We start from the raw sequence: 14,661 nt of genomic DNA on the forward strand, positions 1-14,661 counted from the left end.
AGTTTCGATCAATCCTCGACCATCGGTCGGATTCGGTTGCGGTGGTTCACTCGACGCCGAGCATTGCCGGTTGCTCCACGCGCTTTGGTGGCGGCTGCGGCCGCCACCGGGACGGCCACCAGTTCGCGCGCCCCACCAGCACAGCCATCGCCGGCACCGTGACGGTGCGAACCAGGAAGGTGTCCAGCAGGATCCCGGTGCCGACGACGAAGCCGGCCTGGATGATCGTGCTGATGCTGGCGAACAGCAGGCCGAACATCGATGCGGCGAAGATCAGGCCCGCGGCGGTGACCACACCCCCGGTGGCGCCCACGGTCCGGATGACGCCGGACCGAATGCCTCGGGGAGACTCGTCCCGAATTCGGGAGATCAGCAGCATGTTGTAGTCGGCACCCATGGCGACCAGGATGATGAACGTCAGCCCCGGAACGCTCCAGTGCAGTTCCTGCCCGAGAATGAACTGGAAGGTGAGCACGCCGAGACCCAGGGCGGCCAAGTAGGACAGCACCACCGACGCGATCAGATACAGGGGCGCAACGATCGCGCGCAGTAGAGCCATCAGAATCAGCAGCACCACGGCGATCGTCATCACGATGATGAAACGGATGTCGTGGTTGTAGTAGTCGCGGGCGTCGCGGAGGGTAGCCGGATACCCGGTCATCGAAATCGAGGCTTCGGCGAGTGCAGTATTCGGTTGTGCTTCTCGGGCGGTGTCGGTGACCGAGATGACCTGATCCATCGCCGCGGTGCCGAACGGATTCAGTTCCGTTTGAACGAGATACCTCGCCGCGTGCCCGTCGGGCGATATGAAGAACTTGGCGGCTTTCGTGAAGTCGTCCGAGTTCAGCACCTCCGAGGGGATGTAGAAGCCGGCCATCGACGGTGTTGTCGCACCTCTCTTCATCGTCATCAAGAACTCCGACGCGTCTTCGAGGTCTGAGCCCATCTTCTTGGTCTGGTCGACCAGTTGCTGTACCCCGTCGGCCACCTGGCGGCCGCCGTCGGCGAGCGAGTCGAGACCTTCTTCCATGTTGTCGAGCGGAGACTGGCCGCCGCCGCCGCCGGAACCGGACAGCCCCATCCCGCCGAGGGAACCGGTGAGCGAGTTCATCGACTTGCTCAGTGTGGTGATTGTCTGCGACAGGTTCGACGTCGGACCGGTGGACTGGAGTTCACCCACAAGCCTTTCGAGGGTGCCGTCATTGCGGGCGGTCTGAAGTTGCCGGAATTGATCGCGAGCGGAGACACACACCGGGTTACCGGTGCAGTAGGGGCTGCCGTCGAGTGCGATCACCACCGGGTCGAGCCACTCGAGGTTCTCGGCCATCTTGCCGAAGGTCGCCTGCACCGTGTCGCCGAGGGCCTGCATGCCGCTGATCAGACGGTCCGGATCGCCCATCTGTCCGAAGGTGGTGTTGCCGCCGAACTGACTCTGAACGGTCTGGAGTGTGCCGAGAATGTCGCTGAGGCCGGACGTCAGGGTGGTGATCTGTTCGCGGAGAGTACTGAGGCCGTCGGCCAGCTGGCCGGCGCCCGAGGCGAGCGTGTCGAGGTCACCACTGCGGTCGCGGATCAGCACAGACGCGTCGTTCAGCTTCGTGCCGACCTCTCCGGCCTGGAACGCAGCGCTGGCCGCCTCCAGCGGCTCTCCGCTGGGTCGGGTGATCCCGCGGACCGCGGCGACGTCGGGAAGTTGGCTGATTCGCTGCGCCATCTGCTCGAGGTCGGCGAGTGCCTCCGGGGTTCGAAGGTCGTCCGGCGACTCCACGAGCAGGTACTGGGGGATGGTTGTGTTGACCGGGAAGTGGCGATCCACGGCCACATAGCCGAGGGAGCTTGCAACGTTGTCCGGCAGTGCCTTTCGGTCGTCGTAGTTGTAGCTCACAGCCAACACGAAGCCGGCCAGGATGACCAGTACGGCCAGGCTGGCCAACAGGTTCGCCGCCGGCCGCCGCACGATGCGAATTCCGGATCGCCGCCAGAAGCGGGTCGTGAGGTCGCGTCGCGGTGTGATCCAACCGCGGCGTCCGGTGAGCGTGATGATGGCCGGCAGCAGAGTCACCGAGGCGAGGAATGCCACCGCGATACCGATCGCCAACGCGGGGCCGATGGTGGCGAACAACTCCAGCCGCGCGAACGTCATACCGAGGAAGGTGATGCCGGTTGTCGCGGCGGCCGCGGCGATCACCTTGCCGATCGTTCCCAGGGCGTTTTTGACGGCCAGATCCGAGTCCATGCCGAGGCGGATGAAGTCGTGATATCGGCTGATCAGGAATACGGCGTAATCCGTTCCCGCTCCGGCGATCATGCCGGTGAGGAGGGTGATGGTCTGGGGCGAGACACCGAGGCCCAATTGAGTGGCTCCGGCGACCACGGCCTGAGCGATCCCGAGCGAGACGCTGATCGTGATCAGCGGGAGCAGGATGGTCGCCGGTTTTCGGTAGATGATCAGCAGGATGGTGACCAACAACGTGACGATCGCCACCTCGACTCTGACCTGATCGCGCATCCCGATGTCGAGAGAGTCTGCGAAGGTGGCGGCCGGCCCGGTGAGGTTCGCCGTCAGCGTCGACCCGTCGACTGTGTGCCGGACGATATCGGCGACCCGGGTGTACGCGCTGTACGACTCGGTCGACCCCAACTCGCCTGCCAGGCCCACCGGCATGAGCCAGGCTTGCTCGTCCTGACTCGTGAGCGCTTCGCGTAGCTGCGGGGTACTGACAAAATCCTCCAGCATCACGACGTACTGGGTGTCCCGGTGCAGACGGTCCACCAGGGTTCCGTAGACCTGCTCGTCAGCCTCGGTCAGACCGTCGTCGTTGCTCAGAAGCACGAGGAGGACGTTCTCCGAACCGGCTTCGTCGAATGCCGCACCCATGTGCTGCGTCGCAACGATCGATGGTGCGTCGGCCGGTAGTGGAGAGACCGGCTGGTCCTGGGTGGCCTCGACCAGCGTCGGAAACAACGGCGGAAGGACCACCGCGACCGCGATCCAGAGCCCGATCACCAGCCACGGCCACCGCACGACGAGGTCACCCAGTCGCTTGAAGATGCCTTCCGGCACTGTGGTGCCCGCCGTGTCCGTCCGGGGTGACCCCGGTGCCTCCGTCGGCCGGCGCACTAGCGGTCCAGGCTGGGAGTGAAGCCCGGGCGAACATTGGCCTCATCACGTCCGCCACCGCCATCGGCATGTGCGACGAGCGGCGCTCGATTGAATCCGGCTGCGAGGGAGGGGATTTCCCGCACCGCTTGCCCAGTGTCCATTCTTGGGGTCGCATTCAGCTGAGACCTGCATGTATGTCCAGCGAGCCTAGTCCCACTTTTGACGCGGGTGTCAAGAATCCAGGTTTTGAGGTACGGTTCAGTCGCGGTCGGGAAGTAGCCGACTGCAGAGCGCGGGGTGTGTGGTGAGCAGATGCACCGAGTCGGCAGACGAGTTTTTTGCGGCAGCCGCCACCAGGTATCGACCTGGCCTTCGGTGACCCGCCATGCCACGATCGGTCGACTTCTCCGTCCAATCTGCAGCGAGCGTCGAGCAGATCTTCTGGGCGTTCTCTGAGGAGTCGTACTGGCACGCGCGGATCAAAGCCTTCGGCGGTTTCGGAAGGCTCGAGACGCTGACCATCGGCACCGACGGCAGCGTGGCGGTTTCGGTGATCCACGATCTGCAGCCGGACGGAATCCCCAAGGCGATCGCCAAGTTCTTTCCTCGGAGTTGGCAAGTGGTGCAGGACGAAACGTGGAGCCCCGCCGATGCCGGAGTGGTGCACGGCGAGGTCGGCATCGCAGCGCGCGGGGCCCCCGGGTCGGGGCGTGGTACCGCGTTGTTGGCGCCCTCCGAGAGTGGTTCGTGCTTGCAGTGCACTGCGACCGTGGAGTTCAAGGTCCCGCTGGTGGGGGGCAAGGTCGAGGGCTTGATGGGTCGGCTGATGGTCCCTCAGTTCTCTGTCATTCAGCGCTTCACCGCGAAGTGGATCGCGGAGAACGCCTGATTCCGATGCCGCTGCGCACGCGGATCAGGCGCGGGCGCGCAGGGCGCGGTAGGCCGCGGCGCCGACGATCGGTGCCAGGGTCTCGGAGTCCCATGACCGTGCGTCGTCGAGCATCATGCGCACCCCGGTCTCACAGATCCCGAGGAACACCTCGGTGAGCACGGGCGCCACATCGTCGAGGTCGGCGACCTGCCAGCGTTCGAACAGCGGCCGCATCACCACCGCCACCTGGTCGGCGATCTGCCCCCGCCCGTGCGTAATCGCTTCTACCAGAATCGGATCGGGGTCGCTGGCGTAGATGATGCGCCACGATCCGGGGCGGCTGCGCACATCGTCGAGCAGGGATCGGAAGCCGTCGACGAACATCTGCTCCACCGAACCGGTCTTCAGCGGCGGCAGGATCGCGAGCAGGCGCGCCAGCGCCACGTCGGTCTCACGGTCCAACAGCGCGGCGAGGATCTCGCCCCGCCCGGGATAACAGTCGTAGACGACCGGACGGCTCACGCCCAGGTGATTCGAGATCGCCGCGATCGTGACGGCGGCCAGTCCGTATTCCGCGGCGATGTCGAGCGCGGCGTCGAGCACCTGCGGCCGACGTCGGTCCGGGCCGAGGTGGCGGGCTCTGGCGGACGACCGGTTCATCCGACGGTGCCGAGGATCGCCTGTGATTCGATGATGCCTTCGTCGCTGGGAGCGAGGTGCCGGCCGAACACGCGCTCTTTCTGGCGCTGCCGAAGCGCGTGGTGTGCCTGCCGGGGTGCGTCGTAGCCGAACCGCGCCTGCGCTTGCCGCGGTGTGGTGGTGACGGGGTCCGCCGGCGGCACGGAGAGCAGCACCCGGGCGGCGACCTCGACGGTGCTGGGAGAGAGCACCTTGAGCAGACCCAGCTGGAGCCTCGTGCTCTGAGCGACGGTCCAGAAACCTGCGCGCAGTACGGGTCTGCTGAGTGCGTCCAGAGTGCGAGAGGTGCCCAGGCCGGACATCTCGCGCATCCACCGCGGCATGGTCGCCAGGGTGCCACGGCGGAGGAAGGCGGTGACGATCGAGGTCGCGGGACGCGTCAGCACCGGCATCTCCGGCAGCATGACCTCGGCGCGCAGCAGGTGGGTCATCGCCTGCCTGGCGATGTCGGAGCCGATCAGCTGTGGCCGCATCCGGTCGAAATAGGCCTGCACGCCCTGGCGCGTTCGCGGCACGTGCGCGGGGTCGCAGGTCTGCAGTTCGGCCGCCAACCGGCAATCGGCCCAGTACTGCGCTTCCTCCTCGTCGGACAGGCGACCGGGACCGTAGCGCTCGTAGGCCTTGAGGATCGAGTGCCAGGCCGTCAGGTGTATCCACAGCTGCGAGTCCGGGTCGTTGGCGTCGTAGCGTCTGCCCGTCACCGGATCGTCACCGACCGCCTTGGAATGGATCTTGACCAGCACGTCGGCGGCTTTGGTGGTCGAACGGCTGTCGTCGAACGCCACCATGGCGAAATACCGCAGTGTGCGGTCGTAGCGCGTGCGCGGTCGGCGGTAGATGTCGTGGGTCTTGTCGACGGCGGCCACCAACGCCGGGTCGAGTTCCTCGATGACCACCGCGCGCTGGAATCCGATGGACAGCGATGTCGGGTAGCTCCATACCCTCCAGGTGACGGAGCCGGGACCGAAGAAACCGTAGTCCTCGGCGGGGGCCGGCTGGGGAAGTGACAGCAATCTGCTGATGGTGCTCATCGATGCCTCCTGCATAGTTCCTACACACTGTAGGAAATTGCTACATGGCGTAGGATTCTGGACGGAACAGAGCCCGGCGTCAAGGGCCGAGCCATGATCGGACGGTTCGATGCGTCGTGGCGGCCGGCGTCGAGCGTGGCTACGTTGGAGGCCGATGAGGTATCGAGGTCGACAACAGACGACGCGGGTTGTCGCGGCCATGGCGACTCTGCTCGCCGCGGGATGCTCGTCGGGCGATTCAGGCTCTCCCGATGTTCAGAGCGCTGCGGTCAGCACCCAAGACGTCGCCACCGGACTCGATGTGCCGTGGGGAATCTCGTTCCTGCCCGACGGAACCGCATTGATCGCCGAGCGCGACACCGGGGTCATCACACACCTGACGGCACCCGGTCAGCTGCGTGAGGTGGGCGGTGTCACCGGGGTGGCGCCTCGAGGTGAAGCGGGACTGCTCGGCGTCGCGGTATCGCCGAATTTCGCGCAGGACCAGACGGTGTTCGCCTACCTCACCACCGAGGCCGACAACCGCGTCGTGGCCACCCGCTTCGACGGAGACACGCTCACCGACCAGCGACCGATCCTGACCGGCATTCCCGCCGCGGCGATCCACGATGGCGGGCGCATCCTCTTCGGTCCCGACCAAAAGCTGTACGTGACCACCGGTGACGCCGGGAATTCGGGTCTGGCGCAAGACAAGTCGTCTCTGGGCGGCAAGATACTGCGCATCGATCCCGACGGGTCCATCCCCGCGGACAATCCTGATCCGGCATCGCCGGTCTGGTCGTACGGACATCGCAACGTGCAGGGTCTCGCGTGGGACGGTCAGGGCCGCGCCTGGGCCACCGAGTACGGCGCGAGCACCTGGGACGAAGTCAACCTGATCGAGCCGGATGGAAACTACGGCTGGCCCGAAGCCGAGGGGCGGGCCGGCATTCCCGGCCTGATCGATCCGCAGGTGCAGTGGAGAACCAGCGACGCGTCACCGTCGGGAATGGCCTTCGCCGACGGCTCGCTGTGGGTGGCGGCGTTACGCGGCGAGCGTCTGTGGCAGCTACCCGTCGGTGCTGACGGGCAGCTCGGCGAGCCCGTCGCCCACTTCGTGGAGGACCTCGGCCGCTTGCGCACGGTCGCCGCGGCACCGGACGGGGCACTGTGGTTCACGACCAGCAACAGGGACGGTCGCGGCGACCCGCGCGACGGGGACGACCGGGTGATCAGTGTCCGACCCGAGACCCTGACCGGCGGTTGACGACACCCCGCATTCCCTCGCATCCGGCTGTCACCGCTCGGAGGTAGCGTCCCCTCCGTGGGTATCGGTGATCTGGTTCAGTCCCTTGACAATCGGTGGATCACTCGCCCGCCCGCACGCTGCTCGGCTGGACACGGTCTGGGGCCTGATCGGTGCCTGGTCGGATTCGCGCACTGCAACCATCGCGGCGGCCACACGACGTGGTGGTGTCGTGCGTGCGGGGTGACGGAGTACGGGCCGCCGCTCGGCGAGAACTGTTCGCTGCTCTTCGCGGGGGATTTGGCGCCTCCGGCAGGGATCGAACCTGCGACCGAATCCGGACGATTCTTGGTCATGACGCCGAATAGGCCGCAACGCGATAAGGCGGGGCATGGTGGTCAAAACACCGTTCACCCACATGGAACGGGCCCTTGCTAACTGAAGTCAACTCTGCCCGCTAACTTCACTTAACGTCATAAATGAAGTTAAAATGCGCCAGTGACTTCACTTTGCCCCATCACCTACGAGGATGTTCGTTGGGAGCCGCAGGGCGGGCGACACGTGAACGGGGCACGGCCGAGGTACGGCATCTATCACCCGGCCGTCCCGGCGAGCATCGTCGACGTGGTTGTCGACTTGCCGCCGTCGGCGTTGGCAGACGCTGAGTCTGCCAGCCGTGAGATCGCACGGTTCGACGCCGAACTCGGCACCGAGATCGCACCGTTTGCTGCTGTGTTGCTGCGGTCGGAATCCGCCGCAAGCTCGCATATCGAAAACTTGACCGCAACAGCGCGCGCGATCGGCGAGGCCGAGCTGCCCGGTGGCAAGGCTAAACGCAACGCCAAGATGATCGTGGCCAATACCGCTGCGATGAACGCAGCGGTCGCTCTGTCCGACACGGTGGACGCCGGAGCCATCCTGGCCATGCACCGCGCGTTGATGATCAACGATCCACGTCACACGCCAGGTGAGTTCCGGACAGAACCTGTGTGGATCGGCGGTGGTTCCACTCCCATCGGCGCGACGTTTGTCGGCCCACGCCATGAGTTGATCCCTGAAGCGATCGACGACCTGATCGCGTTCGCGCAGCGAACCGATGTTCCTGCGCTTCCGCAGATCGCGCTGGGCCATGCCCAGTTCGAGACCATTCACCCCTTCACCGACGGCAACGGCCGCACGGGCCGCGCATTGGTGCAGGCGCTGCTGCGGAACAAAGGCCTCACGCGTCAGGTGACAGTGCCGGTCTCGGCCGGGCTTCTGGCAGACACCGATGCATATTTCGCCGCCTTGACGAGCTACCGCGAAGGTGACGCCGCGCCGATTGTCGAGCGCTTCTCGCAAGCCACCATCGGGGCTATCGCCAACGGGCGACAACTGGTCACTGAACTCCGCGATATCCGTGAAGCCTGGAACGGTGTGATCACCGCACGGTCCGACTCCGCGGTGTGGAAGGTCGCCGATCTGTTGACCCGCCGCCCAGTCGTCAACGCCGCACTACTGGGGCAGGAGGTGGGGATCGAGTCCACCAACGCGCACCGCTACCTCAACCCACTCACCGAGGCGGGAATCCTCGTCGAGGCAACCAATGGACCTCGAAACCGCGTGTGGCGTGCACCCGATGTGCTTGCCGCCCTCGACGCTTTCGCCGAACGCGCCGGCCCGCGACGCTGACCCCCCCGGTCGCCGGTGTTGATAGGAACATCGGTGTCGATTCTGCGCCACTGCCCCTTTCGACAAACCAAGGAATGAGTCTGTCGGCGCATCTGCACAAGAGTTGCGAGAATGATTGTGGCGCAATGATGGAAAATCACCACCTCTGACCAGCGCCCCCGGCAGGGATCGAACCTGCGACCAACCGCTTAGAAGGCGGCTGCTCTATCCGCTGAGCTACGGGGGCAGCGCGCAACCACCCTAGCCGAACTGCCGCAAACGGATGGGGCGGCGTAGTCGCGCATTCGTGTCGGCCGGGACGCCGCGCTTCCGGCCCGATGTCCACACTGACGACGTCTCAGCAGGGAAGCTGCTGCGGTATCACAACAGCCATTAAAGCTGCTCCGCGTGCCAGGGTCGGCGACTAGCGTGGTGCGCATGAGCAACGCGCCGGAACTGGATGCGGCCGGACTCCCGGAGGAACTCAACGCCCTCGACCAGCTCCTTCATCGCGGCGAAGCCAATCCGCGCACCCGCTCGGGCATCATGACGCTGGAACTTCTCGACACCACACCTGACTGGGACCTGTTTCGCAGCCGTTTCGAGAATGCCTCGCGCAAGGTGCTGCGGCTGCGGCAGAAGGTCGTGACGCCGACGTTGCCGACCGCCGCGCCCCGCTGGGTGGTCGATCCCGACTTCAACCTGGATTTTCACCTGCGCCGGGTGCGGGTGCCGGAGCCGGGAACCCTGCGCCAGGTGATGGACCTCGCGGAGGTCGCCGCGCAGTCGCCCCTCGACATCTCCCGCCCGCTGTGGACCGCCACCCTCATCGAGGGAGTGGAGAACGCCCAGGCCGCGCTGATGGTGCATCTCAGCCACGCCGTGACCGACGGTGTCGGCGGGGTCGAGATGTTCGCCAACCTCTACGACCTCGAGCGTGACCCCCCGCCGCAGCACGCCGCGCCCCTGCCCATCCCGTCCGACCTGTCGCCCAACGACCTGATGCGGCGGGGGATCAACCGGCTGCCGGGCACCATCGTCGGCGGCGTGCGCGATGTGCTGTTCGGCACCGCACAGGCGATGGGCCATGTGGTGCGTGACCCGGTGTCCCGGCTCGGCAGCGTGATCGACTACGCGATGTCCGGTGCCCGGGTGATCGGTCCGGTCGCCACCCCGTCGCCGCTGCTGCGTCGTCGTAGCCTGTCGTCGCGCAGTGAGGCCATCGACATCGAGTTCGGCGATCTGCATCGGGCAGCCAAAGCGGCGGGCGGATCGATCAACGACGCCTACCTGGCCGGGTTGTGCGGTGCACTCCGCCTCTATCACCAGGCGAAGGGGGTGCCCGTCGACACGCTGCCGATGGCTGTCCCGGTGAACCTGCGCTCCGATGCAGATCCGGCGGGCGGCAACAGGTTCGCCGGTATCAACCTCGCCGCGCCGATCGGCCTGTCCGATCCCGAGGTCCGCATCAAGCAGATCCGGTCGCAGATGACCCGTAAGCGCGACGAGCGCGCCCTGGACATGGTCGGTGCGATCGCCCCGGTGGTGAGCCTGCTGCCGGATTCGGTGCTCGAATCCATGGCCGGGTCCATCGTCAACTCCGACGTGCAGGCCAGCAACGTGCCGGTCTACGCCGGCGAGACCTTCATCGCCGGCGCGAAGGTGCTGCGACAGTACGGTCTTGGGCCACTGCCGGGCGTGGCGATGATGGTTGTGCTGATCTCGCGGTCGGGCTACTGCACGATCACCGTTCGCTACGACAAGGCGTCGATCACCGACCCCGAGTTGCTCGCCGAGTGTCTGGTGGCAGGCTTCGACGAAGTGCTCGCGCTCGGCGGCGACGGCCGCGCCTCGCCGGTAACCTTCATCCGGAAATCCCGTCCCTCCTCACACAACGGAGTTGCCGCACAATGACATCCGCGACCCCAAGTAACGGCCAGATGCGCCTACCGGGTTCTGTCGCTGAAGTCGAAGCCAGCCCGTCCGGACCCGAGGTCGGCGCCTTCTTCGATCTCGACGGAACACTGGTTGCCGGGTTCACCGGCGTCGTGATGACGCAGGACCGGCTGCGGCGCCGCCAGATGTCGGTCGGCGAGTTCATCGGCATGGTCCAGGCCGGCCTCAATCATCAGCTGGGGCGCTCCGAGTTCGAGGATCTCATCGGCAAGGGTGCGCGCATGCTCCGGGGCAATTCGGTCGACGAGATCGACGAGTTGGCAGAACGACTGTTCGCGCAGAAGATCGTCGGCCGGATCTACCCGGAGATGCGTGAACTCGTCCGCGCCCACATGGCCCGTGGTCACACCGTCGTGCTCAGTTCCTCGGCGCTGACCGTGCAGGTCGAACCGGTGGCGCGGTTCCTCGGTATCAACAACGTGCTGAGCAACAGGTTCGAAACCGACGACGACGGGTTGATCACCGGCGAGGTCGAGCGGCCGATCATCTGGGGACCTGGAAAGGCCAGGGCCGTCCAGGAATTCGCCGATGCGAACGGCGTCGACCTCTCGAAGAGCTACTTCTACGCCGACGGCGACGAGGACGTGGCGCTGATGTACCTCGTCGGCAACCCGCGCCCGACGAACCCTGCGGGCAAGATGGCCGCCGTCGCCGCCAAACGCGGGTGGCCGGTGCTCAAATTCAGCAGTCGTAGCGGCACCAGTCCGCTTTCCCAGTTGCGCACCGCCGCGGGGATCGCGTCGATGATGCCCATCGCCGCGGGCGCGCTCGGCATCGGCCTGCTGACCCGCAACCGCCGCACCGGCGTCAACTTCTTCACCTCGGTGTTCGGCCGCACTCTGCTGACCACCGTCGGGATCAACCTGCAAGTCCTCGGCAAGGAGAACCTGACGGCGAAGCGGCCCGCGGTGTTCATCTTCAACCACCGCAACCAGGCGGACCCGATGATCGCCGGAACACTGGTCAGCGACAACTTCACGTCGGTGGGCAAGAAGGAACTGGAGAACGATCCGATCGTCGGCACCATGGGCAAGATCATGGATGCGGCGTTCATCGACCGCGACGATCCACAGAAAGCGGTCGAGGGCCTCAAGAAGGTCGAAGAGCTTGCTCGCAAGGGCCTTTCCATCCTGATCGCCCCGGAGGGCACCCGCTTGGACACCCACGAGGTCGGGCCGTTCAAGAAGGGGCCGTTCCGCATCGCGATGTCGGCGGGCATCCCGATCGTGCCGATCGTGATCCGCAACGCCGAGGTGATCGCCGCGCGCGACTCGAGCACCTTCAACGCGGGTACCGTCGATGTGGTTGTCTATCCGCCGATTCCGGTCGACGACTGGACACACGACAACCTGTCGGAGCGCATCGCCGAGGTTCGGGAACTCTATCTCGAGACCCTCGTGAACTGGCCGCACGACGAGCTGCCCACTCCGGATCTGTACAAGCGTGCCAAAGCGCCGGCGAAGAAGGCCCCTGCCAAGAAGGCCCCTGCCAAGAAGACCCCGGCCAAGAAGGCCGCCGCGAAGAAGACAGCGGTGGCGAAGAAGACGCCGGCCAAGAAGGCGCCAACCAAACACACCGGCGCCAAGGGACGGCCATGAAGCTCAGCCTCGATGACATCGCGTCCTTCACGGCCACCGACGACACCCTCGTCCTGGCGTCGGTGTCCTCGCCGGCAGAGCGAAAACTGCTGACGGACTGGCTGCAGCGGCAACGCGCGGAGCACCCCGACTCGAACATCGAGGTTCTCGAGTTACCCGCCGACGACGATCCGCCGCCGGCAGTTCTCGCCCGGCTCGTGGAGTTGCTCGAGGCCGACGAGGACCGCTCCGTCGTCCCGGTGCGCGTGTTCTGGGTTCCCGGCGGCCTGCCGACACGGTCGAAGGTGGTGGCATTGCTGTCGGGCCGCGACACGTACTGCCCACCGCAGCTGCTCCAACAGCGCATCCTCAAGCGGGATCCGGCGCGCGCCCGCGTCGTCGCGGGTGAGCCGGCCAAGGTGTCCGAGCTCATGCAGCAGTGGAGCGACACCACCGTCGCTGAGAACCCAAGGGAATTCGCCCGATTCGTGCTTCGTCGGGCGATCCTGGCGATCGAGCGGGTCGAGCTCCGGCTACTGGGACCCGAGTACAAGTCGCCGCGTCTGGTCAAACCCGAGATGCTCGCGTCGGCCCGGTTCCGCGAAGGGCTCGAGAAGATCCCGGGCGCAACCGTCGAGCAGGCGGGGGAGATGCTCGACGAACTCGGCACCGGGTGGAGCCGGTTCTCGGTGGACCTGATCCCGTCTCTGGGCCGGGCCATCTTCAGTAGGGGCTTCGATCCCAACATCGACTACGACCGCCTCGAAGTCGAATCGATGCGACAGGCCTTGGAGGCCCATCCGGCGGTGCTGCTGTTCTCGCACCGTTCCTACCTCGACGGCGCGATCGTGCCGGTGGCGATGCAGGAGAACCGGTTGCCGCCCGTGCACACGTTTGCGGGGATCAACCTGTCCTTCGGTGCGATGGGTCCGCTGATGCGGCGGTCCGGAGTCATCTTCATCCGCCGAAAGCTCGACGACCCGCTCTACAAGTTCGTGCTGCGTCAGTTCGTGGGTTACATCGTCGAAAAGCGCTTCAACCTCAGCTGGTCGATCGAGGGGACACGCTCGCGCACCGGAAAGATGCTGCCCCCCAAGCTCGGTCTGCTCGCCTACGTCGCCGATGCGTATCTCGACGGCCGAAGTGACGACATCCTGCTGCAGCCCGTCTCGATCAGCTTCGACCAGCTGCACGAGACCGCCGAGTACGCGGCCTACGCCCGGGGCGGGGAGAAGACCCCCGAAGGTCTGTCGTGGCTGTACAACTTCATCAAGGCCCAGGGCGAACGCAATTACGGCAAGATCTACGTGCGGTTCCCCGAGGCGGTGTCGATGCGGGAGTACCTCGGCGAGCCGCACGGATCGATGGCAACCGACGAGGACGCCAAACGCCTTGCGCTGCAGAAGATGGCGTTCCAGGTCGCCTTCCGGATCCTTCAGGTCACCCCGGTGAATGCGACGGCACTGGTGTCGGCGTTGCTGCTCAGCACCCGGGGGATCGCGCTGACCCTCGATCAGCTGCACCACACGCTGCAGGACTCGCTGGACTACCTCGAGCGCAAGCAGACCCCGATGACCAACAGTGCGTTGCGGCTGCGCACGCCCGACGGCGTCCGCGCCGCGGTGGACGCGCTGTCCAACGGGCACCCGGTGACCCGGATCGACGGTGGCCGCGAACCCGTCTGGTACATCGCGCCACAGGATGAGCACGAGGCCGCGTTCTACCGCAACTCGCTGATCGACGCGTTCCTGGAGACGTCTCTGGTCGAACTCGCACTCGCCCACGCCGCTCGCGCGGAATCCGATCGCCTGGAGGCATTCTGGACACAGGTGACCCGGCTGCGTGATCTGCTCAAGTTCGATTTCTACTTCGCGGACTCCGCGGGCTTCCGCGAACACGTCCTGCAGGAGATGTCGTGGCACCCGGATTGGGAGGACGACGTCGCTGCCGGGGGTGACCGGATCGACGCGCTCCTGCGCGCCAAGCGGCCGGCCATCGCCGGGCCGCTGCTGCGACCCTTCTTCGAGGCGTACCGCATCGTCGCCGATGTGCTGATCGACGCGCCCGCGGACATCGCCGAGAAGGACATGACGACCAAGGCGCTGGGGTTGGGTCAGCAGTACGTGGCCCAGGGCGTGCTCCGCAGCGCGGAGTCGGCGTCGGCGCTGCTGTTCACGACGGCGCGACAGGTCGCCGCCGATCAGAAGCTCCTCGCGCCGGCCGCCGACCTCGCCGAGCGACGGTTGGCCTTCCGCGACGAACTCCGCGGGATCCTCACCGACATGGACAAGGTCGACAGTTATTCGCGGGAGCAGTTCATCGTCCGCGAGCGGCGTCGTCGCGCGCTACGCAGCCAGCCTGTCCAGTAGTCGTCGACGCGGAGGCCATACGCTGGGCGCATGACCTCACCCGGCCGTCTGGCCTCCACCGGCGTGCACAGCACGCCGGTGTGGACGGTGCTGTACGGGGTGGCGGTGCTGGCCGGGGTGACCGCAGCCGCCTTGGCCGGCCTGGCGTTGGCGGACGCTCTGACAGCCACGGGCCTGCCC

9 protein-coding genes and 1 tRNA gene are annotated in these 14,661 nt (G+C 66.1%); 6 read left to right on the plus strand and 4 right to left on the minus strand.

Features of this window, described 5'->3' with window-relative positions:
• Positions 1 to 46: 46 nt before the first annotated feature.
• Positions 47 to 3,064: an MMPL/RND family transporter gene (locus tag WA965_RS23485; RefSeq protein ID WP_526294122.1), complete on the minus strand. Its 3,018-nt coding sequence runs from the start codon at positions 3,062 to 3,064 to the stop codon at positions 47 to 49.
• Between the two features lie 424 nt (positions 3,065 to 3,488).
• Here WA965_RS23485 and WA965_RS23490 point away from each other — a divergent pair, with 424 nt between their 5' ends.
• Positions 3,489 to 3,992 carry a DUF2505 family protein gene (locus tag WA965_RS23490; protein WP_526294121.1) on the plus strand — a complete coding sequence of 168 codons (504 nt, stop codon included), beginning with the start codon at positions 3,489 to 3,491 and terminating at the stop codon, positions 3,990 to 3,992.
• 24 nt (positions 3,993 to 4,016) lie between these two features.
• Here the strand turns inward: WA965_RS23490 and WA965_RS23495 are convergent, their stop codons facing one another.
• Complete coding sequence (locus WA965_RS23495; RefSeq protein WP_526294120.1) at positions 4,017 to 4,634, minus strand: TetR/AcrR family transcriptional regulator; 618 nt, start codon at positions 4,632 to 4,634, stop codon at positions 4,017 to 4,019.
• Entirely contained in the window at positions 4,631 to 5,704 is a 1,074-nt protein-coding gene (locus WA965_RS23500) for an oxygenase MpaB family protein (RefSeq protein WP_526294119.1), read from the minus strand. Before WA965_RS23500 ends, WA965_RS23495 begins: the two co-directional genes overlap by 4 nt.
• Before the next feature lie 199 nt (positions 5,705 to 5,903).
• Here WA965_RS23500 and WA965_RS23505 point away from each other — a divergent pair, with 199 nt between their 5' ends.
• Together WA965_RS23505 and WA965_RS23510 are read left to right on the plus strand one after the other, a co-directional pair.
• Positions 5,904 to 6,950: a PQQ-dependent sugar dehydrogenase gene (locus tag WA965_RS23505; protein WP_526294127.1), complete on the plus strand. Its 1,047-nt coding sequence runs from the start codon at positions 5,904 to 5,906 to the stop codon at positions 6,948 to 6,950.
• A gap of 477 nt (positions 6,951 to 7,427) precedes the next feature.
• On the plus strand, positions 7,428 to 8,600 hold the full coding sequence (locus WA965_RS23510) for a Fic family protein (RefSeq protein ID WP_526294118.1): 1,173 nt from the start codon (positions 7,428 to 7,430) through the stop codon (positions 8,598 to 8,600).
• A gap of 153 nt (positions 8,601 to 8,753) precedes the next feature.
• Here the strand turns inward: WA965_RS23510 and WA965_RS23515 are convergent.
• Positions 8,754 to 8,826, minus strand: a tRNA-Arg gene (locus WA965_RS23515).
• A gap of 191 nt (positions 8,827 to 9,017) precedes the next feature.
• Between WA965_RS23515 and WA965_RS23520 the strand changes: the two genes are divergently transcribed.
• Genes WA965_RS23520 through WA965_RS23530 form a run of 3 tightly spaced genes read left to right on the plus strand, consistent with a single transcriptional unit; the run spans position 9,018 to position 14,481 of the window.
• Positions 9,018 to 10,493 carry a wax ester/triacylglycerol synthase family O-acyltransferase gene (locus WA965_RS23520; RefSeq protein WP_526294117.1) on the plus strand — a complete coding sequence of 492 codons (1,476 nt, stop codon included), beginning with the start codon at positions 9,018 to 9,020 and terminating at the stop codon, positions 10,491 to 10,493.
• On the plus strand, positions 10,490 to 12,133 hold the full coding sequence (locus WA965_RS23525; RefSeq protein WP_526294116.1) for an HAD-IB family hydrolase: 1,644 nt from the start codon (positions 10,490 to 10,492) through the stop codon (positions 12,131 to 12,133). The genes WA965_RS23520 and WA965_RS23525 overlap by 4 nt, the downstream gene beginning before the upstream one ends.
• Positions 12,130 to 14,481 (plus strand): glycerol-3-phosphate 1-O-acyltransferase, encoded by a 2,352-nt coding sequence (locus tag WA965_RS23530; RefSeq protein ID WP_526294115.1) that lies wholly within the window; start codon positions 12,130 to 12,132, stop codon positions 14,479 to 14,481. Before WA965_RS23525 ends, WA965_RS23530 begins: the two co-directional genes overlap by 4 nt.
• The last annotated feature ends 180 nt before the right edge of the window (positions 14,482 to 14,661 follow it).

Source organism: Mycobacterium sp. (assembly GCF_049683935.1).
Taxonomy (GTDB): Bacteria; Actinomycetota; Actinomycetes; order Mycobacteriales; family Mycobacteriaceae; genus Mycobacterium.

Excerpts from the sequence above, each read along its gene's own strand:
- WA965_RS23490 (WP_526294121.1), top strand. The coding sequence starts at position 3,489 with ATGCCACGATCGGTCGACTTCTCCGTCCAATCTGCAGCGAGCGTCGAG.
- WA965_RS23495 (WP_526294120.1), bottom strand. The coding sequence starts at position 4,634 with ATGAACCGGTCGTCCGCCAGAGCCCGCCACCTCGGCCCGGACCGACGT.
- WA965_RS23500 (WP_526294119.1), bottom strand. The coding sequence starts at position 5,704 with ATGAGCACCATCAGCAGATTGCTGTCACTTCCCCAGCCGGCCCCCGCC.
- WA965_RS23505 (WP_526294127.1), top strand. The coding sequence starts at position 5,904 with ATGGCGACTCTGCTCGCCGCGGGATGCTCGTCGGGCGATTCAGGCTCT.
- WA965_RS23520 (WP_526294117.1), top strand. The coding sequence starts at position 9,018 with ATGAGCAACGCGCCGGAACTGGATGCGGCCGGACTCCCGGAGGAACTC.
- WA965_RS23525 (WP_526294116.1), top strand. The coding sequence starts at position 10,490 with ATGACATCCGCGACCCCAAGTAACGGCCAGATGCGCCTACCGGGTTCT.
- WA965_RS23530 (WP_526294115.1), top strand. The coding sequence starts at position 12,130 with ATGAAGCTCAGCCTCGATGACATCGCGTCCTTCACGGCCACCGACGAC.